Raw genomic sequence first — 24,884 nt, 5'->3', positions numbered from 1 at the left:
GCATACCCTTCTTCAAAAGAGGATTCAAAAAAAGTATTGTAAACAATTATTTAAATTCCCTAAGGCCAAAACCTTTGGGAATTTTTTGTGCCTTTAACTTTCCAAAAACTGCTTTCCCTCTTCTTCAGGTAGCTCTTCTACTTCCTTTAACTTTCTTTGAATCATCCTAGTCCGTGTTCCTACCAAATGATCTAGATCGTTATGGGCCTCTGAAATCTTTTTCTGGGCTTTGCTGATCAAGTCCCCAAACTTACTGAATTCTGTTTTTACAGCCCCCAATACCTTCCAAACTTCAGAACTCCTTTGCTGAATAGCAAGGGTCCTAAAACCCATTTGGAGGCTATTGAGCATGGCCGCCAGTGTAGTAGGACCTGTAATAACTATCTTAAAATCCCTTTGTAAAGATTGGGCCAAGTGAGCATCCCGGACGACTTCAGCATATAAACTTTCCATAGGAAGGAAAAGTAAAGCAAAATCAGTGGTATGAGGAGGATGTAGATACTTTTGACTGATATCCTGTGCGGCCTTCCTGATCGCTTTGAAAAGGTCTTGCCGAGCTGTCTCTACAAGCACCTTGTCACCAGTATCATACGCATCCAATAAGCGGTAATATGTCTCTTGAGGAAATTTGGCATCTATGGGTAAATAAACCGGACCATCTTCTTGGTTACCAGGCATTTTTATAGCATATTCTACCCTTTCCAATTGACCTTTCTTTACTGCCACATTATATGCATATTGATCTGGTGAAAGCACATTTTCCAAAATACCCTGCAACTGGTACTCTCCCATAACTCCTCTGCTTTTCACATTACTCAATACCCGCTTTAAATCCCCTACTCCTGTGGCCAAGGTCTGCATTTCACCCAATCCTTTTTGGACATCCATTAACTGTTTGTTTACCAGTTCGAATGACTGACCTATTCTGGTCTCCAATGTTTTTTGCAATTTTTCATCGACCGTTTCACGCATCTTTTCCAATCTTTCCTCAGTAGATTGCAGCATGCGTTCCTGTCTATTGACCAAGTCCTGGAACTTCTCCCTTTGCAATGTATTGAACTCCTGAACATTTTCTCGGAAAATTCGGCCAAAATCCTTTAAAGCCTCCAATTGATCTTTGGAATTGGCCCTTAGCGATTCCATTACCAAAGCAAATTGCTGCAGGAGCCCTTGTTGGATTTCAGTTCGGTTGGACTGCATCTGCTTTTCTATTACCAAACGCAATTCCCTTAATTCACTGCTATGCTCAGTAGAGGCTGAATTTTTCTTTTGAACTTGGGCCAAAAGATACAGGATAAGCACAGATTGCAAAACGAGAATGGCTACAATGATAAAGTCAATGGACATAACTGAAGAATTTAGGAGGTGAAAGATAATCCACATCAACCTGTATACCTAAAAAACGGAGGTATTCTAGGACAGTTTCCGTCGGAATTTCTTCCATAGGGACATGTCCCGCATTCTCAAAGACTTTTAGGATGGATCCGGGAATAGCTTGATGTAATCTTTCTCCCTGAGCCAAAGGAATCCAATTATCCTGTGCACCCCACATAATCAAAACAGGCATATTGAGTTTCTCATATTCTATATTATAGGTTTTTCGGCCAGTCAATCGGTCTAAAGTAGCCTTTCTGTTCCCTTCTCTCCTCAACATTTCATAGTATCGGGTGACTTTTTCATCAGTAATTTTAGCATCATCAAAATAAACCTGCTGCATGTTCCATTTGAACAGTAATTTTGGAGTACATTTCAAAAGTAATTTATTAATTAAGGGGTTTTGGGCAACCTTAAAAATCCATGCTCCTGAACTATTTGACCTGGGTGTATGAGATTCCCCTTTTGATGGGGATTGCATTGAAGCACCACTTGAATCTATCAAATTGAGGCTAAGAATTCTTCCGGGATGATCTGAGGCCATTTTTAAAGCAACTCCGCCCCCCATACTGTTACCAGCTATGTGAAATTCGTCTATTCCAAGTTCATCGGCTATTCCAAACAATAAATCAGCATAATCCCCGATTCCATAGGCTCTCTTTGGGTCCGGGCCAGTCATTCCGTGACCAGGAAGGTCCATGGAAACAGTCATGAAATACTGACTGAGTTCCTTCTCCCATTCTTCCCAAGTATGCAGGGAAGAAAAGCTCCCATGAATCAAGAAAATAGGCTCTCCTTCTCCTTTCACTTTGACGTGGATACCTAATCCATTTACATTGATAAAATGGGAATGCTTATCCGTATAATTGCTCATTAATTTTTCAGGAGAAATATCGGCTCTGTAAACCAAGGCCAATAAAACCAAAAGGAGCGAAAGGAGGACACCAATAAATTTGATTATTATGAGGAATACATTTTTCATCTTTCCAATTTAAGTTAAAAATCGATTTTTATGCATATTGAATTCCTTGCGTTTTTTAAGACTGTTTTATTGGATTTTCACATCCATTTACTTTTCCAAATACAAGCCTACTTGTGAATTCCATCAAAGCTCCTTACTTTTCCAAGGGAATAAAACAAAAATGGAATTAATCATTACAATCAAAAATATAGGCTCAAATATTAAACTGGTATTTCTTGGTGTATTTTTTTTACTCTGCGGCTTTTCAGAGCTAAGTGCACAGGTTCGGCCTGCATTAGGCGGATCTTCCCGACTTTATACCAATGCATTGGCTGAAATGGAAAAGGGTAATTATGAGGAAGCAAATGCCTATTTCCGACAGATTGTGGAAAGTGGATTGCCTATATCACCTGAAATGCCTTATCATTTTGCAGTTACGCTTTATGAACTTGGACAATTTGACAATAGCCTTAACTTCATAAAAAGATATCTTCAGATCAATGGCCGAAACGCTCCGAATTTTGATAAGGCCAAAGAATTAGAAAAGAAATTAGAAGCCCCTATCAAAGCGATTCTGGATTGTCAATATTGCAACAACCAAGGCTATAGAATCCAGGATTGCCCTACCTGCGATGGCAAAAAACAATTGCTTCAAGACTGCAGTCTCTGCAAGGGAAGAGGGCTAGTAGGCTGCAACAAATGTTTTGGAAAAGGGCTGCTGACCAAAAGAAATGTTTTCAATCTGACAGAATATTACGAATGCGATAAATGTAAAGGACAAGGAAAACATAGTTGCCCGGTATGTAATGGGAATCTCAAAGAATTTTCTGATTGTAGGACCTGTCAGGGCAATGGATTTGTTAGCTCTGAGGAATTATGTAACCATCAAGCAGGCCCAAGACACATGTCCCTGGTTTTTGAAAAAATGAAAAGGCTACAACATCCATGAGATTCTCCTTTCCCCATCCCATGATCATTATGCTTTCATTTGTTGTATTGGCAACAATGTTGACCTACTTAATTCCTGCAGGTTCTTTCGACAGGGTATTGGATCAAAAAACAGGCCGGGATGTGGTGGTAGAAGGAAGTTACAAAGTAATAGAAAACAAACCTGTAAGTCTTGGAAAAATGTTTCTGAGCGTACCTGAGGGCATCATTGAAGGTGCTGAGGTGGTAGTGCTGATCCTGATCATTGGTGGGGCTTTCTATGTGGTGGACAAAACAGGAGCTTTTCAATCAGGCCTCGAAAGCCTGATCCATCGTTTCAAAAATGCCAAAGCCTATTTATTAGCACTGGTTGGGATTTTATTCGCTACAGCTGGAGCATTGAACGGTTTACAGGAAGAAATCATTGCTATGGTACCGGTATTGATGATCCTGAGCCGGAAAGTAGGATACACTCCGATAGCCGGTGTAGCTATTTCATTAGGATCTGCCCTTATAGGTGGTGCATTTGGTCCTTCCAATCCATTTTCGGTACTTATAGCTCAGAATTTTGCAGAGGTCCCGCTTTTTTCAGCAGGATTATACAGAATGGTTTTTATGTTGATAGCTCTTGGATTTTGGATAGTCTATGTTATTCAAACAGGTAAAAACCCGGAGCATCAAGAAAGCCCAACTGAAGAGGTCCCTGATAAAATGTCCAAGTCACATTCTTTAATCCTGATTTTGGTTGCACTCACTTTTGGGATAATGATATATGGCCTAAGTAATTGGGATTGGGATTATAATGAAATGTCGGCCATCTTTTTTGCCATGGGTTTGACTGCTGGAATTATCGGAAAACTTGGCATCAATGGTACAGCAAAAGCGTATTCCGAAGGTTTTGCGGAGCTGGTCTTTGCTGGAATCATTGTAGGACTGGCCAGAAGTATCTATCTGGTCCTTCAGGAAGGACAAATCATAGATACCATAATCTATGCCCTTTTTAATCCCTTGGAAGGCTTACCATTAGGCCTTTCTGCTTTTGGGATGATGATTGCCCAGGCCATACTACATATACCTGTTCCTAGTACCTCGGGCCAAGCAGTACTTACTATGCCATTACTCACACCTTTAGCAGACCTGATCGGAATGTCCAGACAAGTAGTGGTGTTGGCCTACCAATATGGTGCCGGTATCATGGACATGGTCACGCCAAGCAATGGGGGCTTAATGGCCATTTTGGCCGCTGCTGGTATTTCTTATAAGGACTGGATTCAATATGCCTGGAAACCAATTTTGATGATTTTTATAATTGCCGCAATTTCAGTTATTGGGGGCATTTTCCTTCTTTGAGAAAGAATTTTTTCGAAAGGTTTATTCTTCCTGAATCATTGATTAAATTCAAAGCTTCAAGAAATTTCAACCTAAGTAACCTATGCGTATCAACGACCACCAACCCTTGCCACCTTATGTAGCCAATGAGGCCCGTTATGATCAAATGCCTTTCAGGAGGTGCGGAAAAAGCGGGATTTTACTTCCACAAATTTCATTAGGCCTTTGGCATAATTTTGGGCATAATGCAGATTTTAAAAATGCACGGAATATCTTAAGAAAAGCTTTTGATTTTGGTATCACACACTTTGATCTGGCAAATAATTATGGTCCTCCATATGGCTCTGCTGAAGAAACATTCGGAAGAATCATGGAAAAGGATTTCAGATCTTACAGGGATGAACTTATCATTTCTACCAAAGCAGGTTGGGATATGTGGCCAGGCCCTTATGGAAATCTTGGTTCCCGAAAATACCTGATTGCATCTTTGGATCAGAGTTTAAAAAGAATGGGCTTGGATTATGTGGACATCTTTTACCACCATAGACCAGATCCTGGAACTCCACTCGAAGAAACCATGGGCGCTTTGGATCAAATAGTCCGGTCCGGAAAAGCCTTATATGTGGGGATTTCCCAGTATTCAGCAGAGGATACGTTAAGGGCTTCACAAATTCTAAAATCTATGGGTACCCCCCTACTGATCCATCAACCTAGGTACAGTATGTTTGACCGCTGGGTTGAAAATGGATTATTGGATGTATTGGGAGATGAAGGAATAGGTTCCATTGCCTTTTCACCATTGGAACAGGGTGTGCTGACCGACAAATACCTTAAGGGAATCCCAGAAGACAGTAGATTGGCAAAAGACGGCCGTTATCTGAAAAAAGAACAAATTTCTGAATTGGTTTTGGCTAAAGTTAAGGCATTGAATGGTATCGCCGAAAAACGCGGACAGAGCCTTGCACAGATGGCTATTGCTTGGCTACTTAAAGACGAAAGAATTACAACCGTACTGGTGGGTGTAAGCAAGGCTGAGCAACTTGCCGATAATGTCAAAGCTTTAGAAAACCTCCATTTTTCCAAAAATGAATTGGAGGCCATAGAAGCAATTTTGAAAAACCAGTAGTGTTGATAAAAATTCAGTGAAAAGATAGATGGTCTAATCTATGAAAAGTTTATATTGAGCTACAAAAGGAAACAGAAGCTGAAGTAGGGAATAACAACCCAAAAATTGTTAAACTTTCTTTGTGAACTATCTTAAAGGAGTTGAATTGATTTATGCTACCACTTTTGTATCCTTTTGTAACTTTTTCTGACTTTCAGGACAAGTTGTGGGCAAAATAATTCATGGATTCACTATTCCTTATGCATCCCTCTCAATGAATAAATACCTCTTTTCAATAATTCTCATTTTCTCTCTTTGTACTTGTGGTCCCAGTACAATTAATGAAAGTATTGAACTAAAAGTTGGAGTTTCAAAAGCTGTTATAAATCCTCCTCTAGGTTCATTTATTGCAGGCGACAAGCAAAACAGAAAGTTTACAGGAGTATTGGATAGTTTGTATGTTAAGGCAGCGGTATTTTTTGACGGAAAGGAAAGTTTTGCCTTAATCACCTTAGACTGTATTGGTTTGCTCTATCAGGATTTGTTGAAAATCAGAGAAAAAGTAGCTGAAATGGATTTAGGAATTCCACTTTCTGCCAACAATATCGTCCTCATTTCTACGCATACCCATAGCGGTCCGGATGTAGTTGGATTGTGGGGTGAGGACTATTCGCAGAGTGGTGTAGACAAGGATTACATGGACTTTTTAGTAAAAACAACTGCTGAACAAATCCAATTAGCTGCGTCCAAATTGGAAAAATCTTCCGTTAAATATGGAATCACGGAATTTGGACATGAATGGGTTGCCAATATTTGTGAGGAGGAAATTGACCGATCTGTGACGGTTTTACAGTTTTTGGATAAAAAAAATCAGAATATTTTAACGCTTACCAATTTTTCCTGCCATCCAACCTACTTGGATGCCGTCTATGATAAAGTCTCAGCTGATTATGTTGCAGGATTTTACAGGCAAATGGAATCTGAATTGGGCGGTGAACACCTTTTCCTTCAAGGGGCCATTGGTGGATGGATTCAGCCTATTGACAAAGGCATTTCCTATGAAGAAGTACTGGATAGAGGCAAAGGATTGGCAAATGTAGCAGTTTCAGCTTTAAGAAAAGGAAGAAGTCTCCAGTCTACATCATTGAAGTTCCGCAATAAAAAAGTTAATCTTCCGGTAGAAAATGATGTTTGGAAACAATTGGCAGCAGTTGGAATTATCCCTAGAACCATTTCTGATGTAGTAGAAACGGAAGTGGCTTGGTTTGCTATTGGGGAAGCAACATTTGCAACACACCCAGGAGAAACTGCTCCCATTTATGGGTTAAACACTAAATCTAAAATGCCTGAAGGTCCCAAATTCGTTTTGGGTCTTGCTCAGGACGCTTTGGGCTATATTGTAAAACCTGAATATTTTGAAGATTTAAGCCTACCACATGCCCAATACCTTACCAGAATGTCTTTAGGTAAATCCACAGGACATATGCTCATGCTTAACTTGGAAGAATTAGCAATTAATCAATAAAAATTAATTGCATTTTAGAAAAAACCTTTGACTTAAAAGGCAAAAGATCGAAGCTGTTCGGAAATTTATAAAAAACCACTTATGGAAATCAAGCTTAAAGAATGGATTATTGAACTGGATAAACTAAGTGAGGAAATCAGGGAGGTATTTGGCGGACTTGATAATAAGATCCTTTTTACAAAACCCGATAGCAAATCCTGGAGTATTGCAGAAAATCTGGATCATCTGATCAAAGTTAACAGCAGCTATTTTCCGATTTTCAGGCAATTGATAGACCAAACTTTTGTAGGGGCTTTTATAGGCAAATTCAAATTTTTTACAAAACTCTTTGGAAATATGATCTACACCTCGGTTTCAGACGGAGGAAAAAAGAAAATACGGACATTTCCCCTTTGGGAACCAAGGATCAATGAAGGGGAAAATGATATCATAGAGAAATTTTTGGATCATCAAGAAGAATTGAAAAACTGGATCAAAGAATTGGAGCCTTATATAGAGAAAGAGACCATTATCCATTCTCCTGCCAACAAGCTAATAGTTTATTCCTTGCCACAGGCAATGGATATTGTAATTGCCCATGAAAAACGGCACCTAAATCAGGCACTTGCTGTCCTTGAAAAAATAAAAAAATAATATATTGTCTAACCGGTGATTTAAAGAGGCACAAAAGTTGAAAATGAGCATTCAATATTAGATTAGGTTGTGTTCAATTTTAGAGGCCCTTTCTTCACTGATGACTTTTTATTTCATTTTACCTTTTGACCAGTTCTGTTTAACATTAGGATAAAGAAATATTCATTATGCCATTTTATTCCAAAAGAGACCTTGAATTTCAGTTGTTTGAAAATCTTCTGGTAATGGAACTTACCAGACATACCTATTTCCATGACCATACAAAAGAAGTTTTTAATATGGTACTTGAAGCAGCTGACCAAATAGCTGAAAATTACCTCAAACCCATATTGACAGAAATGGACAGGAAGGAACCAAAATTGGTCGACGGTAAAATCAAAGTCCATGAGGGTATGAAAACAATCATCCGTCAATTTGGTGAAAATGGATGGATCAATGCCACCTTCCCCTATGATGAAGGTGGCCAACAGCTTCCAACCACCTTGCATATGGCCTCTGGCTTTATTTTTCAAGCCGCTAATTATTCAGCCTCAGTATATCCTTTTTTAACAACTGGTGCGGCCAACCTGATAAGGACTTTTGGAAATAAGGAACTTATTGAAAAATTTACCCCCAATATGTATACTGGAAAATGGCAGGGAACTATGGCCCTGACCGAACCTGATGCGGGATCTTCTTTATCGGACATCAGCACTACTGCGTATCCAACTGAAAAAGAAGGGGTTTACCTGATCAAAGGCCAAAAGGTATACATATCCTGTGGAGACCATGATGCCTGCGAAAATATCATCCACCTCATGCTGGCACGAATCCATGGCGCACCAGCAGGTGTCAAAGGTATTTCCCTTTTTGTAGTTCCTCAAAAACGAATTCCATGCGGTGAATCTAATGATGTTTTGACCGAAGGTATTTATCACAAAATGGGTTACAAAGGAGCCCCTATTGTACACTTGATGATCGGTTCCAATAATGGCAGCGAAGGTTTTTTGGTAGGTGAACCCCACAATGGACTTTCCTACATGTTCCAGATGATGAATGAAGCACGGATAGGTGTCGGCCTGAATGCAACAGCCATTGCCACAGCAGCCTACCAAGCCTCATTGGCTTATGCCAAAGAAAGGCCACAGGGTAGAAAAATTGGAGAAAAAGACCTTTCAAAACCCCAAATCCCTATCATTCAACACGCCGATGTAAAGCGCATGCTGCTTTTTCAGAAAGCAATTACTGAAGGTTCATTGGCTTTGTTGCTTTATTGCAGCAAATTGAGTGACATTGCCCATGCTGCTGAAGAACCGGAAAAAGAGCAAGCTGCCCTTCTACTGGATTTCTTGACTCCAATTGCCAAATCCTATCCCTCTGAAATGTGTTGCCTCAGTACTTCTGCTGCGCTGCAAATTTTAGGGGGTGCGGGTTACACTACAGATTTTCCCATTGAACAATATTATAGAGAAGCAAGGATCCACCCTATCCACGAAGGTACAACAGGTATTCACGGACTTGATTTATTGGGAAGGAAAGTTTTGATGAAAGGAGGAAAAGCCCTGCACTTGTTTGGTAAAGAAATAGCAACTACAATCTTGGATGCTAGGGAAATAAACAGCTTGATTTCATATGCAGATACACTTGAAAAATATTTGGGCAAGGCTCAACAGACTACGGCCCATCTCTTATCAAAAGCCGGAATAAAAACAGAGGAATTCTTAGCAGATGCCAGCCTTTACCTGGAATATAACGGTATCCTGACTATAGCCTGGCAATGGCTAAAGCAGGCCATAATCGCACAAGAACAATTGGACAAAGGAAATCCTGAAAAGTCATTTTATCAAGGGAAAATTATGTGTCTCAGGTATTTCTTTGAATATGAACTGGTCAAAATGGATGCGCTAGGAAAACGTTTGGTTTCCCCAGATATGCCTACCCTGGATATGCATGAAGAGTGGTTTTAGAATTCATTGATTAAAATACTGCCCAATAATATATGGAAAGCTCAATGACATTAGAATGATTGGTTGTTTTAAATGAATTCAAAAAGTCATTCAATACCATTTCTCTTTTCGGTACATCTTTTTCTTCGCCACACGTTCTCTATTGGATAATTTTAAATAATCCCCTTCCTGTAGCCTGACCCTATATCCCAATAAATGAAAAAATGGTTTGGTAAGAAAACGGGCTGTCCTAGAATTGACCTTTAATATCATTTTATCCCTCACTTCCCACCTTACTCCAGGCAGCAAAGTCAATAGATTATCTACTTTCAATTTCCTTAAAAATGAAGAGAGATTCAGGGCAAAAAATGGAATTTTTTGAATGATAAAAAAGCCATCATTGCCCTGACTTTGATACAATGGCATGAAAATACGTCCAGCATAAGGTGCCTTAACGATTTGATCATTGTGAATGGCCAAATCCATTCCTTGGCGGATTACCTGAAAACTTTCAAAGCCCCCATACATCATAAAGCGGTCCCAAACATTGATTTTATGAAGATAAACAATTTCAAAAACCTTGCGGAGGGAACCTGTACTATTATCCAAAAAATCATAATATTGATCAAAAAAAGGAAAACTTAGCTTTTTGATCAATCCTGCAAAGTTTAAAGTAAGGTAAATAAAGGCTTCAAAATGTGCTATTGACTTTTCTTCCTGATTCTGCCCTCCTTCAAAACCAATAGCCACATAACCTTTTTGGTTGATATAATTGAGCATTGTACCATCCAGGTATTCCTCTATTCCAAGAATTATAGGTACAGGATATTGAAGGGCAAACTTCCTGTTGTTTAGTGAATCATTGATGGTGATAAAGGGACTAGTTTTACTTGAAGTAGTATGGAAATCAATAAAATAAACAGGACCATTGGCATTTTGAAGAATATCCTGAATCAGATTCCAAACATTCTGCATTTCCGTTTCCTCATCAAGTAAATTGGCTTTCTTATCCAATTGATCAATTCTATTTTTGGTCCAAATCCTGTTCAGATCTTCATCTATAAATCTTTGACCAGCATTCAAAGCATTTAGATTTCCAATTATACCATAAATATCGCCTTTGATTTCAGCTTTTCTGTGTTCAAGTTCTATGAATATTTTTTGCAAAGCAATGACCCCAGCGGGTTCGTTCCCATGAATAGCGGCAAAGAACAAAACAATTGGGCCTTGAGCATATCCCTGAATATGTCCAATCAGCCTATTCTTTAGGTTAGAAGTTTTTCCTTTTTCACAAGGTATATCCATTATCTAAATATCATTGGAAGTAACCATACCAATTAACTTGTTTTCTATTACTACCGGAAGGCCATTGATCTGATATTTTGCCATCAAATCCCTCGCTTCTTGTAGGGTGCTTTCAGGACCGATGACTTTAACTTCTTTTTTCATCACTCCCTTTACACAAAGTTGAATTTCTTTTGGACTATCCAGGTATTTTTGAACATCAGACCAAGAAAGCAATCCTATCAATTCTTTGTCCCCTTTTACCACTGGCATGTGATGGATTTTGTTCCATCGCATCATATTGACAACCAATTCAATGGGATCTTTTCCTTCAACTGAAAAGATATCTGTACTCATCACGTGGCTAACCAATTTTTGAATATTGAAATTTGATGTCGTATCAGGTTCCAGGATTTCCCATTCAGATACAGGTATATTCTTTTCCTGATTGATATACATATGGGCTGTCAATACTTGTCTAGCCTCATTTTTTTTCTTTGCCTTAAGCAGGTTTCTGTAACTTTCCACTGTCCAAACCGCCCCATTTCTTCCTTGGATTCTATTTTCTATCACTTTCAGATATTTAGCAATGTCTTTCTCAACGATACCAGCCAATTTCAAACCTCTTTTTGCCATGGGAATAAATGTATCCAAAAGTAGTTCCTGACAGGAAACAAGCCTATTGTCCCATACAAATTGGGTCGCCATTCCATATCGGGCAGCCTTGTAAAAATTTGCCTTGATATCTTTAAAATCCCAACGGTCCTGAATGTCCTCAAATTCGGAAGTCCTTCCTTTCATCAATCCTACCCAAAAGGCAAAATTCGCAACCTGATCTATCACAGTAGGTCCAGATGGTATATACCTGTTTTCTATCCTCAAATGAGGTTGTCCATCTCCAACTCCATAGCATGCCCTGTTCCAACGGTACACTGTTCCATTATGCAGGTTAAGTGCCTTCAGTTTGGGAATCTGCCCAAGTTTCAACATCTCCACACTATCCAGATCAAATTCTGAAGTAAGCAAACTTCTAAACCTGGAAATATTATCTTTAAAAATATCGGAAACAGTTCCCCTTTGCCATTTATCTTCAAAACTCACCCTAGACTGACTATCATTCAAAAGGAATGAATTGGTCCGTATATCTACACTTTGGGAAAATAGGGCTATCCTTGTTTCACTCCAAAGTTCCCTTCCAAATAGCAAAGGTGAGTTACAACAGGCAGCCAGAACCGGACCAGCAATAGCCTGTGACCAATTGAACATGTCAATGAATTCATCAGGATCTACCTGAAGGTGCATTTGCCAGCTGGTATTGCAGCTTTCCAACATCACTGAATCATGCAAAAGATTCAATTCGTCCACCCCTTTAATATGGATCATGAAATCCTGAGCCCTGGATTCCCTGGCTGCTTCATTCAATACATAATACCTTTGAAAGGGAGTCATGTTTTGAAGTCCAATATTGGTATGGGCCAATGTAGGCAAGATTCCAGTCAAGATGATTTTTGACTCCTCTTTGGCTGCTTCTTTTTTTGCCAAATCCAACAGATTAGAAAGTTTTTGATGTAAGCTGGAAAAGCAATCGCCTCCTAAATGGATAGGATCCAAATTGATCTCTAGATTGAAATTCCCAATTTCAGTAGTAAAATGAGGGTCATTAATGGCCTCTAATAGTTTAAGGGAATTATTGTTGGGCAAAAAATCATTCTTTACAATAAAAAATTCCTGCTCTGCACCAATTCGTATAGGTGACTTTTCAATCAGCCCGCTTTCCACCATGTTGTCCAAGGCTTCCAAATCCCTGATCAAATGGTGAAAATAATTTGCTTTCGCCTTCCTACCTGATAATCTGGTGACATTTAGTGTTCCCATGCACATAATTTTAGCATGAGAAAAATAATGATAATGAGGCTATTAAAACATGACAGGAATCAGGATGTCAACTAATTGTAGTCGGTTTTAGCTCTCATGTCCTGTTTTTATTAAAAACTTTTTTTTCATTCAAACCAAAAGTTTTACCTCCAAAAAATCCTAGGGAATAGCACTTCAGGCTGGGCCTAACCAAGGTAGCATTTGACGCGATATAAACCTGATTTTACAGTAAAGGGATTAAAACCCTGACAGTGTAATACGATATCTGCATATTAAGTAACTGCCTTAATGAACCACTAAAATTCCTAAATCAATAATGGTTCCATCCTGCTTGTGTTTTCAGGCTTTTCTAAATCCTTGCTTGATAGGTGTACAACTGATAATACCTTCCTTGTTTTTCAATCAGCTCCTCATGTTTGCCATGTTCAACTATTTCACCCTGCTCAATCACCAAAATCTGATCAGCCTGCCTGATGGTACTCAAACGGTGAGCAATGACAAAAGTGGTCCTGCTTTTCATCAGTTCCTTCAAACTTGCCTGGATCATGGATTCGCTTTCAGTATCCAGATTAGAAGTGGCCTCATCCAATACCAGGATTCTTGGATCTGCCAAAATGGCTCTTGCTATGGCAATTCGTTGCCTTTGACCACCTGAAAGTTTAACACCGCGCTCTCCTATCAAAGTGTCCAAGCCTTCTTCAAACCTGTCTGTAAATTCATTTACATGAGCAGCTTTGACCGCCTGGATTAGCTTTTCTTCAGTAGAATTCGGACGTGGAAAAAGGATGTTTTCCCTGATTGTACCTTCAAACAAAAAGTCATCCTGCAATACTACCCCCAATTGAGAACGATAGCTCTCAAGGGTAATATTTTTCAAATCCACACCATCTACGGTTATTCGGCCAGTATCAGGATTTAAAAAAGAAGCTGCCAGTCCTGCAATGGTTGTTTTTCCGGACCCTGAAGTACCGACCAACGCAGTGACAGAGCCTTCTGCTGCATGAAAGGTAATTCCTTTAACAACTTCTTTGCCTTCTTCATAAGCAAAAGAAACCTGATCAAAACGGACATCACCTTTAATATCTTTCAATTCAATTGTCCTTTCCTTCGCATCACTCTCCAATGGCATATTCATGATTTCCTCTGTCCTATCCAAACCTGCAAAGGCTTCTGTTAACTGACTACCTATATTGCTCATTTGGAGAATGGGAGCAATCATAAACCCCAGATAAAGGGTAAATGCAAGAAAATCACCAAAGGTCATTTGATCCTCCATAATCATGTAACCACCAATTCCCATGATACCGGCCGAAGCAAGCCCCAATAAAAATGTAGCAGCAGAGGTCACAAAACTAGTGGCCGTCAAACTTGCCTTAACATTCAAAAACAAACGCTCTACCCCACTTTCAAAGGTCTTGATTTCCTGATCTTCCGCATTGAATCCTTTAATTACCCGGATACCTCCAAGAGTCTCAGTCAATCTACCCGTTACTTCTGCATTGATTTTTCCTCTTTCTCTAAAAATCGGACGGATTTTCCCAAAAGCTTTAAGCGAAATCAAACCAAAGATAATCACCGGGACTAGCACATAAAGGGTCATCAAAGGGCTGATATAGATAAGAAGCGCCAATGAAATGATGGCAGTTAAGATCCCTCCTATCATTTGGGCAAATCCAGTCCCTACTAAATTTCTAACCCCCTCTACATCAGTCATAATCCTGGAGACCAATTCCCCTGTCTTGGTATTGTCAAAAAAGCGTATGGGCAATTGTATAATATGCTTTTGCACCTTTGCCCTCAATTTGGCAATAAGGTGCTGGGCTTCTACACTCAGAATCTGGGTAAGGGCATAGGAAGTTGTTGCCTGAACCACAATAGCAGCCACTACTCCAAGAACAAGCCATTTCAAAAGATTTAAATCCCCTGAAGGAATCACATCATCAATCAAAAATTTACTTGCACCTGGTAAGACCAAACCCGAAAGCCTTGAAATAATGATGAGAAATAAGCCTAAAAACAAATGTCTCCTTCTAGGCCAGATGATGGTTTTGAAAACATGGGCCATAGTGACCCTGTTTTCCTTGTTTTTTTTGGTTGCCATGTATTAAAAATATGAAGATAAACATCATTTAGCTTCCCTTTAGTTCGTGCTTAACAAACAAAATCGAAGATTTTTAGGAAAAGGATTAGCAATACTTACCTATAGGTCATTCTAGGTCACTATTTTTCTAAATTGCCTGAATCTTTTTATACTCTATCCACTAAAACCTATATTTGCAGCTTTGAAAACAAGAGATACACATGAATAACTTTATTGATGAACTGCGATGGAGGGGAATGCTCCAGGATATGACCCCAGAATTGGAACAGCACCTTAATGATGGAATGCGTTCTGCTTATCTGGGCTTTGATCCCACTGCAGATTCATTGCATATTGGACATTTGGTCGGGGTGATGACTTTGTTGCACTTTCAGCGTTCAGGCCATAAACCATTTGCCCTGGTTGGTGGAGCGACAGGAATGATCGGTGATCCCAGCTTTAAATCAGCTGAGAGAAATCTTTTGGATAAGGCCACACTGGACCATAATGTGGAATGCCTTAAAAAACAGTTATCCAAGTTTCTGAATTTTAAGGAAGGCACTACCAATAAAGCTGAATTGGTCAATAATTATGATTGGATGTCTCAATTTTCCTTCCTGGAATTTATCCGGGATGTAGGAAAATACATCACTGTCAACTATATGATGGCCAAAGATTCTGTGAAAAGAAGGCTGGAAGAAGGAAGTGGACTTTCCTTTACTGAATTTTCTTATCAATTGATCCAAGGCTACGATTTTTTTCATCTTTGGAAAAATAAAGGGGTAAGCATTCAGCTTGGAGGTTCTGATCAGTGGGGTAATATTGTCACAGGAACAGAACTTATCCGAAAAATGGAAGGAGGTTCTGCTTTTGCCCTGACTGTACCTTTGATCACCAAAGCTGATGGCTCTAAGTTTGGAAAAACAGAAAGCGGGTCGGTATGGCTAGATCCAGATAAAACATCCCCTTATGCATTTTACCAATTCTGGTTGAACGTGTCGGATGAAGATGCTTCGAAATACATTAGGATCTTCACACTTTTGGACAAAAATTCGATAGAAATTTTGGAGAAGCAACACCAAGAGGCGCCACATTTAAGGATTTTACAGAAAGAGATTGCCAAACAAGTCACCACCATGATCCATGGTGAACAGGAATATGAAATGGCTGTCAAGGCCTCAGAAATTCTATTTGGTAAGTCATCCACTGAGGACTTGGCTGCTTTGGATGAAAGGACTTTTCTCCAGGTATTTGATGGTGTGCCTCAAGTCCAGATAGATAGGGAGGAATATATGAATATTGGGAATGTATTGGATCTCCTGTCAGAAAAATCACAAGGTCTGATATTCCCTTCCAAAGGCGAAGCAAGAAAAATGATTCAGGGAGGTGGAGTTGCTATCAACAAAGAAAAAGTAAGTGACCCAAATGCTTCCAATAATTATACTTTACTTCAGAACAAATACCTTTTGGTACAGAAAGGAAAAAAGCAATATTTCATTATCTCTATAAAGTAAAGTTGATAGATCACCCCATTAGCATCTTCAACTTTCTGAACATCATTTTGCTCTAGATGAATCAGGAAGTTTGAAAAAGAACTGAATGGGGTGATTTTTTATATTTTTTTCATCAATATTTCATTTTTTTATCGTTATTTTTAGGTAAATCTGCCTGGATCATCATGAAGAAACATTTGAAAAGCTGGACCATCCTGACAGGAATTTTTTTCCTGATCTTGGCCTGTCAGGAAAAAGACGGCTTGCAAAGCAAAATCAACCAAGAGATTGATAACATAACCGGTATTTTGGCTGAAGAAATCATCAGCCTTGAAATCCAAGGTGGGGACGAAACAAAACCTTTTGGGTTCAGGACATCCCCGGAACAAGCAGAGGTTGAATTTGCAAAACAATTAGAAAGCCATAGCAATAGCCATGAACATGAAAGTATAATTGAAAGAAGTAAATTGATTTCCTGTTTAATTAGACTGGATTTCACAGAAACACAAAAGAGAGAAATACGATTGCTACTGCTTAATATGGCACAATGCAGGATGGAGGCTTTTCAATTACTTAGAAAAGATATGGTGGAGATTATTGCAGCCATGGAAAAAAGGAGATTGGATCTGCTGGAAAAGTTAATGAAACAAGAAATCAGTAGAGAACAATTCCATCAAGGGATGTTAGCCATACGGGAAACATTCAAAACCAGCATTGAAGATCTCAGAAAAAAACATATTGAAATTATAAAGCCTTGTATCAGGGAAACAGTCGTTGATCTAAAGGGAGTACTCGGAGAGGAAAAGTGGAGTCAACTATATTCCTGCATGAAAGATTAAAAAATTTCTAATTGATCTGTAGAATTTTCTGATTTTTTGAAACGGTGTTAAATGAAATTTTGGCTGCCGTTTAATATATTTGACCCTCAGTCAAAATATTGTCTGATTATGCCAAGTTCTGTAAGAGAAAAAAAAACCAAGTTAATTTTAGAGGTAGCCATCAAACTGTTTACCGAAAAAGGATATGCTGCCACCACTATGGATGAAGTAGCAAAAACGGCCGGAATAAGCAAAGGCTTAAGCTATTTTTACTTCAAAAACAAAGAAGATCTTTACATGGCAGTTACCAAAAAAGCTTTTGATGAGTTGAAAGGAGTTTTTAGGGACATTTTCAAGCAAAAAGGTAGAACAGGACTTCAAATGCTCACCGACCTTGCCTCGGATTACATCAAATTTGCCCAAGCCAATCGCATGTACAACGACGCAATTCTCAATTTTATGGGAATTATGCAGCTTTATACCCAAGAATCTGGAAGACAGCAAATCCACCCATTAATCTTGGAAAGTGAACATTTTCAAAAATTACTGGACATCCACCATGACTGCGGCAAGCTGGGTATCCAAATGGTTTCTCAGGGTATCAAGGACGGAAGTATCCGTCCCGAATTGCAGCTTGAGGTTACTTTTTATACCATTTGGTCAATGATCATAGGTTATGAAAGACTCACCGGACCCGTAGCTTTTGAGGAAAAGGAGGTCAAAATACATTTGGACAATTGGAAACCGGGCTTTTTAAAGCTTATGCAGGATATGCTCAAAGGAACTATTCAGGCGCAAAAACCACAGGCAGTCCAGGCCTCTTTGTTTTAGGATTAGATTTTGGCATTTAAAAAAAGAATGAAAATTTATTTCACGCAGAGTACGCAGCGAAACCGCAGCGATCTCTGCATGAAAACTTTTTTGTGTCTTTTCCTAAAATTTTGCCCAAAGTAAGATATTAAAAGATGACTGTGGATTAGTAGCAGCTAATAACAACCCCTATTCACTTAATCAGGAAGTCAAAATAATTTTCCCATTCCTGCCTTCCTTCTCATAAGCTTCCAAAGCTTCCCCGAATTTTTCTAAGCGGAAAGTTGCTTCAACATCCACTTTGACTTTTTGGGAGAGTAAATGGGTAAAAACAGTTCTAAATGCTATCTGAGTAGATTCCGGACTTAATCCTGCCATCCAGGTGGTCAGCCAAAATCCTTCAACTTTAATATTTTTAAAGATCAACAGACCGGAATTCAATGGAATATTCTCTAGACTCAATAAACCAAAGACCATCATCTTGCCTCCAGTTTTCAAGCTAGCCAAAGCCCTTGCGCCTAAAACCCCTCCTACGGCATCAAATACTACGTCCACCCCTTCCTGTGTTTGTTCCAGAATCACTTTCTGGAGTTTTTCCCTTTCTGTATTGATCACCAGGTCAGCTCCTAATTTTTCTAATAGTTCTTTTTGCTCATCCCTTCTTACTGTACAGGCTACTTTGATTCCCTTTTGTTTTGCCATTTGGATGACCAGTTTCCCATAAGCTGAGGCCGCTGCTGTGACTAGCAACCATTGCCCATCCTTCAATCCACTGCTTTCTAACATGCCATAAGCAGTCAAGGGATTGACAAAAGCCTGACAAGCTACCTCATCTGGCATACCCGGAGGACTTGGAATCACCATATTGGATGGAACACAGACATACTCTTTCCAAGTACCTATTGTCGTGAAAATTACTTTTGTCCCCACTGCTATGCTACCTTTTTGATCACTTTTATCCACTATGCCCACAGCCTCAAAACCAGCAGAGCTCGGTAATTTTGGTGTAATCCCATACATCCCTCTGATAAACATGATATCAGAAGGGTTAATATTTCTTGCTGTCACCTTGATCCTAACTTCATGCGCCTTTGGTTCTGGCATGGGAGCTTCTTCAAGCTGCAAAACTTCTTTTGGCAATCCGGTTTTGTAAAAAACTACCTGCTTCATTCTTCTTGGTTTTGATTAAAATTTTCAGATTGGAAGTTAAAAAAAAATACTCGGTATGCATAACATTTCTCGTCAATAGATTGGCAATGAAAACTAAAATCCTTATTCTTGTTAAGGAACTTATATCAAGCATCAACATGGATCTTTCAACATTATTCTCATTAATGGGCAAAGTTGCCCTGATTACAGGGGCAAGCAAAGGCATAGGATTGAGCATTGCTGAGACATTTGCTGCTGCTGGGGCCAAAGTTGTTATCAGCAGCAGAAAGCAGGAATCTTTGGATGAAATGGCTACTCAGCTTAGAGCAAAAGGCTATGAAATTACAGGTATAGCCTGTAATGTTGGAAAAACGGAAGAACTGGAAGAGTTGGTGAATAAAACAGTTTCCCTATACGGAACTATTGACGTATTGGTAAATAATGCAGCCTCCAATCCTGTTTTCGGACCAGCCCATGATACTTCCTTAGAAGCTTATGATAAAATTATGGATATCAATGTCAAGGCACCATTCCAATTGATGAAACTTTGTTTTCCTTATCTAAGAGAATCATCCCATGCTTCCGTAATCAATATTTCCTCCATTGGAGGAATATCTCCTGAACCGGGTTTGGGAATCTATTCTGTCAGCAAGGCAGCTTTGATATCTATGACAAAAGTTTTTGCAAAGGAATGGGGAGATCACAAGATCCGGGTGAATGCAATCTGCCCAGGCCTGATCAAAACCAAGTTCTCTGAAGCCCTCTGGAGTAATGACAAAATTATGGCCCACATGATGAAGGCCTTGGCCATTAAGCGTGTCGGTACAAGTGAGGAAATCGGTGCAGCAGCGCTTTACCTGGCCTCTCCTGCCTCTTCATACACTACAGGAACCGTACTGACAGCTGACGGTGGATTTACTATTTAAATCATAGCATGCAATGGAATTGACCCAAAATAAAACAAGTGCAACATTCATTGCCTTACTGGCACGATATGATGAGTTTTTGAAGCAATATATTTATCCTTTAGAATTAAAAGCTGTTTACGGGAGTTTCAAGGCTTCACTTCCTGAGCTTCAGGCTTTAAGGGAAATAGCGAAAAAAGAGGGATTATTCGCCCCTCATTTATCCAAAGAGGAAGGTGGACTGGGATTAAGCTTGCAGGAATTCGGCAGGATATCGGAAATATTGGGTAAAAGCCCGATTGGGCATTATGTTTTCAACTGCCAGGCTCCGGATATCGGGAATATGGAGCTCATGCATCAGTTTGCCAGTAAGGAACTAAAAGAAAAATACCTCAAACCACTTCAGAAAGGAGAAATCAGGAGTTGCTTTGCCATGACAGAGCCGGAAAATGCAGGGAGCAACCCTGTACATTTATCTACCACTGCAGTGAAAGTGGGAGATGAATACATAATCAATGGACACAAATGGTTTACCTCCTCTGCTGATGGAGCAGCATTTACCATTGTTATGGCAATTACTGACCCAGAAAATTCCAACCCATACCAAAGGGCCAGCATGATTTTAGTCCCATTGGACAATCCTGGCTTCAAGCTGGTAAGGAACATTCCAATTATGGGAGATATTGGTGAAGATTACATGTCACATGGAGAAGTAAAGTTTATCAATTGCCGAGTACCTGCAAGCAATCTCATAGGTCAAGAAGGACAGGGTTTTGCTTTGGCCCAAGAAAGATTGGGACCAGGAAGAATCCATCATTGCATGCGTTGGATAGGTATCTGTGAAAGGGCCATTGAACTTATGTGCAGAAGGGCCTTGACCAGGATGCTGGATCCGGGAAAACCCCTAGCCAGTCAACAAACAATCCAAAATTGGATTGCTGAATCTGTAGCCTCGGTCAAAGCTTCTAGATTGATGGTCCTGGCCACCGCCCAGAAAATAGATGAGGAAGGTGCCAAAGCGGCCAAAGAGGATATTTCGACCATAAAATTTTTTGTTTCGGATGTACTGATGAACACTTTGGATCGTGCGATTCAGGTACATGGAGGACTGGGAATCACAGATGATACCCTGCTTTCATTTTGGTACCGACATGAGCGGGGAGCTAGAATTTATGATGGGCCGGATGAAGTACATAAGTCCGTATTAGCTAAAAGAATACTCAAACAATTCGCTGGCTCATGATCAATACAGCGCCTAAAGGGCTAGAAGGAATCTTTCCTTTTCTCACTTCTAAATTGAACCTTGACCCAAATTCAACAGTCATCACACAATTCAAGGGGGGATATTCCAATTTGACATACCTGATTACCTCTCCCGATGGAGAATTTGTTTTAAGGAGACCACCACTAGGGCTTAAAATCAGTAAGGCCCATGACATGGTGAGGGAATTTAGAGTTCTCCAAGCACTTCAAAAAGCCGGATATGAGAAAATTCCAAAGCCAATTCTTTGTTGTGAAGATGAAGGAGTGATCGGTGTACCATTCTTCCTAATGGAAAAAGTAAATGGCTTGATTCTGAGAAACAAAATTCCAGAAGGAATGAATCTAAGTTCGGATTTTTTTGCTAAATTAAGCAAAAATACAGTGGATGGACTTTTGGCCTTGCATCAACTTGAACTGAAAGATTCAGGTTTGTTGGAATTAGGGAAACCAGATGGTTATGTGACTAGGCAGGTTTTTGGATGGTCAGACCGATATTTTAACGCCAAAACAGATGAGATTAAGGAAATGGAGGCAGTATCAGACTGGCTAAAAGGAAATATACCTGATTCCCAACAGATCGCCTTTATACACAATGATTATAAATATGACAACCTGATCTTAGATGGTCCTATAAACCCAAAAATAAAGGCGGTATTGGACTGGGAAATGGCTACGGTTGGAGATCCCTTGATGGATTTAGGTACTAGTTTGGCATATTGGGCAGAGGAAGGAGATCCCGAAATTTTAAAGATGTTTAACCTTGCCTATCCGCTTGGTAATTTTAGTAGAGAAAAAGTAATTGATTATTATTCACAAAACAGCAATTTGAATCTTTCCAACATGTTGTTTTATTATGTCTTTGGAGTTTTTAAAGTGGGTGTGATTGCCCAACAGATTTATAAGAGATTTACCTTAGGTTTTGCACAGGATCCACGGTTTTCCGGATTGATCCATGTCGTGCAAGCATGTGGTAAAACAGCTTTTAAAAGTATCAAAACCCATAAAATTTGAACTGATGAAAATTAAAAGAGTCTGCATTTTAGGTGCCGGTACCTTGGGTACCCGCGTTGCCCTTCAGGCTGGCCTGTCAGGTTATCAGGTTGCCATTTTTGACATTCAACCTAAAGCATTGGAAAATTCCCAAAAGCTGATGCAGAAAATTGTCAGGCAACTGGCGAATAATTCAGGCCTGGATGATGTAGCCGGCATGAATGCAATAGCTGCAATTACCTTTACAGACAATCCCAATGTAGCCATTTGGGATGCTGATATCATCAATGAAAGTGTTACGGAGGATCCGGAGATTAAGTATGCAGTATGGGACCAATTTGGTAAAATTGCACCGGAAAAAACTATTTTTACGACAAATACCTCTTTTCTTTTACCGTCCATGTTTGCAGAAATATCCGGTCGGCCTGAGAGATTTTGTGCGTTCCATTTTCATGATGTATTTTATTCCAAAGTAGTGGACATTATGCCCCACCCTGGAACGGATCCTTCACTGATTCCTGTCCTGATGGAGTTTGGAAAAAGTCTGGAACAAGTACCTGTAGTGGTAAAAAAAGAAAATCCAGGATATCTTTTTAACAGCATGCTCATGGCATTTATTGGTGCTGCCGGGAAGCTTTTAACGGGTGAAGTGGCCTCTATAGAAGATATTGACAAATCCTGGATGGTCAACTTCCACATGCATATGGGACCTTTTGGGATTTTGGATTCAATAGGGTTGGATACTGCTTGGCATGTTACCAATAAACTTCCTGATCAAGCTTCGCAGCGATTTGCTGCCCTTTTGAAAGCCTACATTGATAAAGGGAAACTTGGTGAAAAGTCAGGAGAAGGATTTTATAAATATCCCAACCCTGCTTTTCGGAGTGAAGATTTCCTGCTGTGATTCCAGCGTTTGGTATAAAAATTCCTAAATACCTTTAAGAATTAATCTTTTGTATCCTACCAATCTTGGAGCACCATTATCCTTTACTTCCAAAATCAAATGGACTTCCTGATCTGATATGTCTTTTGGGATTTCAATTTGTAAGGTATTGGAATTTGGTTCTGAAAATTGAATTTTTCCCCTGTAACTGGAGGCCTCTGGATATAAAAACCAATGAAATTCCAATTCATCCCCATCAGGATCAAAGGATTCAGCTGCATCCAGTACCAAGACATTACCGGGAAAACCGGAAATAACAAGGGGTTTATTGTCTCTTATTCCATTTACTATAACCACGGGCTCATGGTTCACTTCATTTGGCTCCTTCAAAGAATATTGCAGTCTGTTCAAAAATGAATTTTTTGCATCAGGAATCCAGCGTTCCAATTCCATTTGATCCAGGCCACAAGTATGAAAGTATCCATTGGGGAAGCCTTTTCCCATAGGTTGGAACCTGCTGCCCCAACTACCCTGTGTTGGTTCCAAAGGATCATTTAATCCCAATACACCGCTCAAAAGATATAAAAATGCAGGACTGTCCCCCTCCCCTCCGTGATCATAAATTTCAGACATGGGACCATGTCCATTCACTTCTCTTTGTTCCATAACCCGCAGGTACTTCCAAAAGTGCCCAGCATCATGTAACAGCCACCCTACCTCTGCCCTTTCTCCTTCAAAAGTTGAAACAACTGTACCCAAATTGGCACATTTTAAAGCCTGTACATCATTTAGATCAATCAGATAATCAAAAGTAATATCCTGGAGTAGGATTCCATATACATGGAGTTTCCCTAAAAGCTGTTTGTATTTCTCTTGGCCATGTTTTTGCGTGAACCTGTAGAGTGCCTGGACAAAGGTGATAGGACCTCCCCACATTTGCACAAAGATTGGCCTGTCATCTTCTTTTTCAAAAATATGCATGAGGAATTCTGAACCTTCAGAATCTTTAGATTCTCCATTAGGGTTAAGTCCTTCTCCAATCCAATCATGGAATCGGATATCTCCCCATGATGCTTCAACATACCTTCCAGCAATTTCTGAAGCAAATTTCTTTTCATTGGTCAGCCAGATAATTGGAAGAGCTCCCCTACCCCTCTTGGTAATGCTTTTTAAGGAATTGTAAGTAGGGAAATCAGGATCATGTTTTAACAATTGGGGAAATTCTTCTTTATATGCCTCCAAAATTCTATTCACTTTTTCCCAAGGACCATCTTGGTTGAAATTAAAATCAGGAAGCTGCTGGGTTACTATAATGGCTTCCGTATCAAAATAGGGTGAATAGTATAGGTACCTTATGAGGGAATTTCCATCATCATGGGTCATATCGCTTAAGATTACTACCCGGTATTTATCCTGAGCAATGGCTTGCGGGCAAAAAAGGGGAAAACCTAAAGAAAAAAGGACTAAAATGAATATTTTTTTCATGGTGCCGGAATCTAATTGTAAATCAATATAGCCTAAAGACAAACGAATTCAAAAAAATAATCCCGGCCAA

General features: G+C 39.6%; 20 protein-coding genes. 13 read left to right on the top strand and 7 right to left on the bottom strand.

Annotated features, from left to right (window positions below):
* Positions 1-93: 93 nt before the first annotated feature.
* On the bottom strand, positions 94-1,347 hold the full coding sequence (locus CLV48_RS01630) for a DNA recombination protein RmuC (protein WP_106565489.1): 1,254 nt from the start codon (positions 1,345-1,347) through the stop codon (positions 94-96).
* Positions 1,337-2,356: an alpha/beta hydrolase gene (locus CLV48_RS01625; RefSeq protein WP_106565488.1), complete on the bottom strand. Its 1,020-nt coding sequence runs from the start codon at positions 2,354-2,356 to the stop codon at positions 1,337-1,339. The genes CLV48_RS01630 and CLV48_RS01625 overlap by 11 nt, the downstream gene beginning before the upstream one ends.
* 160 nt (positions 2,357-2,516) lie before the next feature.
* Between CLV48_RS01625 and CLV48_RS01620 the strand changes: the two genes are divergently transcribed.
* From CLV48_RS01620 to CLV48_RS01595, 6 genes are all read left to right on the top strand, one after another.
* Positions 2,517-3,284, top strand: a complete 768-nt coding sequence (locus CLV48_RS01620) for an outer membrane protein assembly factor BamD (RefSeq protein WP_106566086.1) — start codon at positions 2,517-2,519, stop codon at positions 3,282-3,284.
* Positions 3,281-4,612, top strand: coding sequence for a YfcC family protein (locus CLV48_RS01615; protein WP_106565487.1), 1,332 nt, complete (start codon positions 3,281-3,283; stop codon positions 4,610-4,612). The genes CLV48_RS01620 and CLV48_RS01615 overlap by 4 nt, the downstream gene beginning before the upstream one ends.
* A gap of 82 nt (positions 4,613-4,694) precedes the next feature.
* Positions 4,695-5,717 (top strand): L-glyceraldehyde 3-phosphate reductase, encoded by a 1,023-nt coding sequence (mgrA, locus tag CLV48_RS01610; protein WP_106565486.1) that lies wholly within the window; start codon positions 4,695-4,697, stop codon positions 5,715-5,717.
* A 253-nt stretch (positions 5,718-5,970) separates the two neighbouring features.
* Positions 5,971-7,221, top strand: coding sequence for a neutral/alkaline non-lysosomal ceramidase N-terminal domain-containing protein (locus CLV48_RS01605; protein WP_106566085.1), 1,251 nt, complete (start codon positions 5,971-5,973; stop codon positions 7,219-7,221).
* An 81-nt stretch (positions 7,222-7,302) separates the two neighbouring features.
* A complete protein-coding gene (locus CLV48_RS01600) occupies positions 7,303-7,854 on the top strand; it encodes a DinB family protein (protein ID WP_106565485.1) in 552 nt (183 codons plus the stop codon).
* A 167-nt stretch (positions 7,855-8,021) separates the two neighbouring features.
* The gene (locus CLV48_RS01595; RefSeq protein ID WP_106565484.1) at positions 8,022-9,800 is read left to right on the top strand and encodes an acyl-CoA dehydrogenase family protein; all 1,779 of its coding nucleotides are present in this window, start codon (positions 8,022-8,024) and stop codon (positions 9,798-9,800) included.
* Between the two features lie 90 nt (positions 9,801-9,890).
* On the opposite strand, the gene CLV48_RS01590 is transcribed toward CLV48_RS01595, so the two are convergent.
* The 3 genes from CLV48_RS01590 to CLV48_RS01580 all read right to left on the bottom strand — a co-directional run bounded on the left by CLV48_RS01590 (position 9,891) and on the right by CLV48_RS01580 (position 15,039).
* On the bottom strand, positions 9,891-11,084 hold the full coding sequence (locus CLV48_RS01590) for a succinylglutamate desuccinylase/aspartoacylase family protein (RefSeq protein WP_106565483.1): 1,194 nt from the start codon (positions 11,082-11,084) through the stop codon (positions 9,891-9,893).
* 3 nt (positions 11,085-11,087) lie between these two features.
* Complete coding sequence (locus CLV48_RS01585; protein ID WP_106565482.1) at positions 11,088-12,938, bottom strand: glutamate-cysteine ligase family protein; 1,851 nt, start codon at positions 12,936-12,938, stop codon at positions 11,088-11,090.
* A gap of 349 nt (positions 12,939-13,287) precedes the next feature.
* The gene (locus CLV48_RS01580) at positions 13,288-15,039 is read right to left on the bottom strand and encodes an ABC transporter ATP-binding protein (RefSeq protein WP_106565481.1); all 1,752 of its coding nucleotides are present in this window, start codon (positions 15,037-15,039) and stop codon (positions 13,288-13,290) included.
* A 200-nt stretch (positions 15,040-15,239) separates the two neighbouring features.
* On the opposite strand from CLV48_RS01580, the gene tyrS reads away from it, so the two are divergent.
* From tyrS to CLV48_RS01565, 3 genes are all read left to right on the top strand, one after another.
* Positions 15,240-16,532, top strand: a complete 1,293-nt coding sequence (tyrS, locus tag CLV48_RS01575; protein WP_106565480.1) for a tyrosine--tRNA ligase — start codon at positions 15,240-15,242, stop codon at positions 16,530-16,532.
* Between the two features lie 164 nt (positions 16,533-16,696).
* Positions 16,697-17,350, top strand: coding sequence for a hypothetical protein (locus tag CLV48_RS01570; RefSeq protein WP_106565479.1), 654 nt, complete (start codon positions 16,697-16,699; stop codon positions 17,348-17,350).
* Positions 17,351-17,458: 108 nt separating this feature from the next.
* A complete protein-coding gene (locus CLV48_RS01565) occupies positions 17,459-18,160 on the top strand; it encodes a TetR/AcrR family transcriptional regulator (RefSeq protein WP_106565478.1) in 702 nt (233 codons plus the stop codon).
* Between the two features lie 180 nt (positions 18,161-18,340).
* Here the strand turns inward: CLV48_RS01565 and CLV48_RS01560 are convergent, their stop codons facing one another.
* On the bottom strand, positions 18,341-19,309 hold the full coding sequence (locus CLV48_RS01560) for a zinc-dependent alcohol dehydrogenase family protein (protein WP_106565477.1): 969 nt from the start codon (positions 19,307-19,309) through the stop codon (positions 18,341-18,343).
* A gap of 137 nt (positions 19,310-19,446) precedes the next feature.
* Here CLV48_RS01560 and CLV48_RS01555 point away from each other — a divergent pair, with 137 nt between their 5' ends.
* Genes CLV48_RS01555 through CLV48_RS01540 form a run of 4 tightly spaced genes read left to right on the top strand, consistent with a single transcriptional unit; the run spans position 19,447 to position 23,350 of the window.
* Complete coding sequence (locus CLV48_RS01555) at positions 19,447-20,214, top strand: SDR family NAD(P)-dependent oxidoreductase (RefSeq protein ID WP_106566084.1); 768 nt, start codon at positions 19,447-19,449, stop codon at positions 20,212-20,214.
* A gap of 13 nt (positions 20,215-20,227) precedes the next feature.
* Positions 20,228-21,436, top strand: coding sequence for an acyl-CoA dehydrogenase family protein (locus CLV48_RS01550; RefSeq protein WP_106565476.1), 1,209 nt, complete (start codon positions 20,228-20,230; stop codon positions 21,434-21,436).
* On the top strand, positions 21,433-22,467 hold the full coding sequence (locus CLV48_RS01545; protein ID WP_106565475.1) for a phosphotransferase family protein: 1,035 nt from the start codon (positions 21,433-21,435) through the stop codon (positions 22,465-22,467). The genes CLV48_RS01550 and CLV48_RS01545 overlap by 4 nt, the downstream gene beginning before the upstream one ends.
* 4 nt (positions 22,468-22,471) lie before the next feature.
* Positions 22,472-23,350: a 3-hydroxyacyl-CoA dehydrogenase gene (locus CLV48_RS01540; protein ID WP_106566083.1), complete on the top strand. Its 879-nt coding sequence runs from the start codon at positions 22,472-22,474 to the stop codon at positions 23,348-23,350.
* Between the two features lie 24 nt (positions 23,351-23,374).
* On the opposite strand, the gene CLV48_RS01535 is transcribed toward CLV48_RS01540, so the two are convergent.
* Positions 23,375-24,814, bottom strand: coding sequence for a DUF1593 domain-containing protein (locus tag CLV48_RS01535; protein ID WP_106565474.1), 1,440 nt, complete (start codon positions 24,812-24,814; stop codon positions 23,375-23,377).
* Positions 24,815-24,884: the final 70 nt, after the last annotated feature.

Source organism: Cecembia rubra (assembly GCF_003014575.1).
Classification (GTDB): domain Bacteria; phylum Bacteroidota; class Bacteroidia; order Cytophagales; family Cyclobacteriaceae; genus Cecembia_A; species Cecembia_A rubra.
This window is presented reverse-complemented; position numbering and strand designations above follow the sequence as displayed.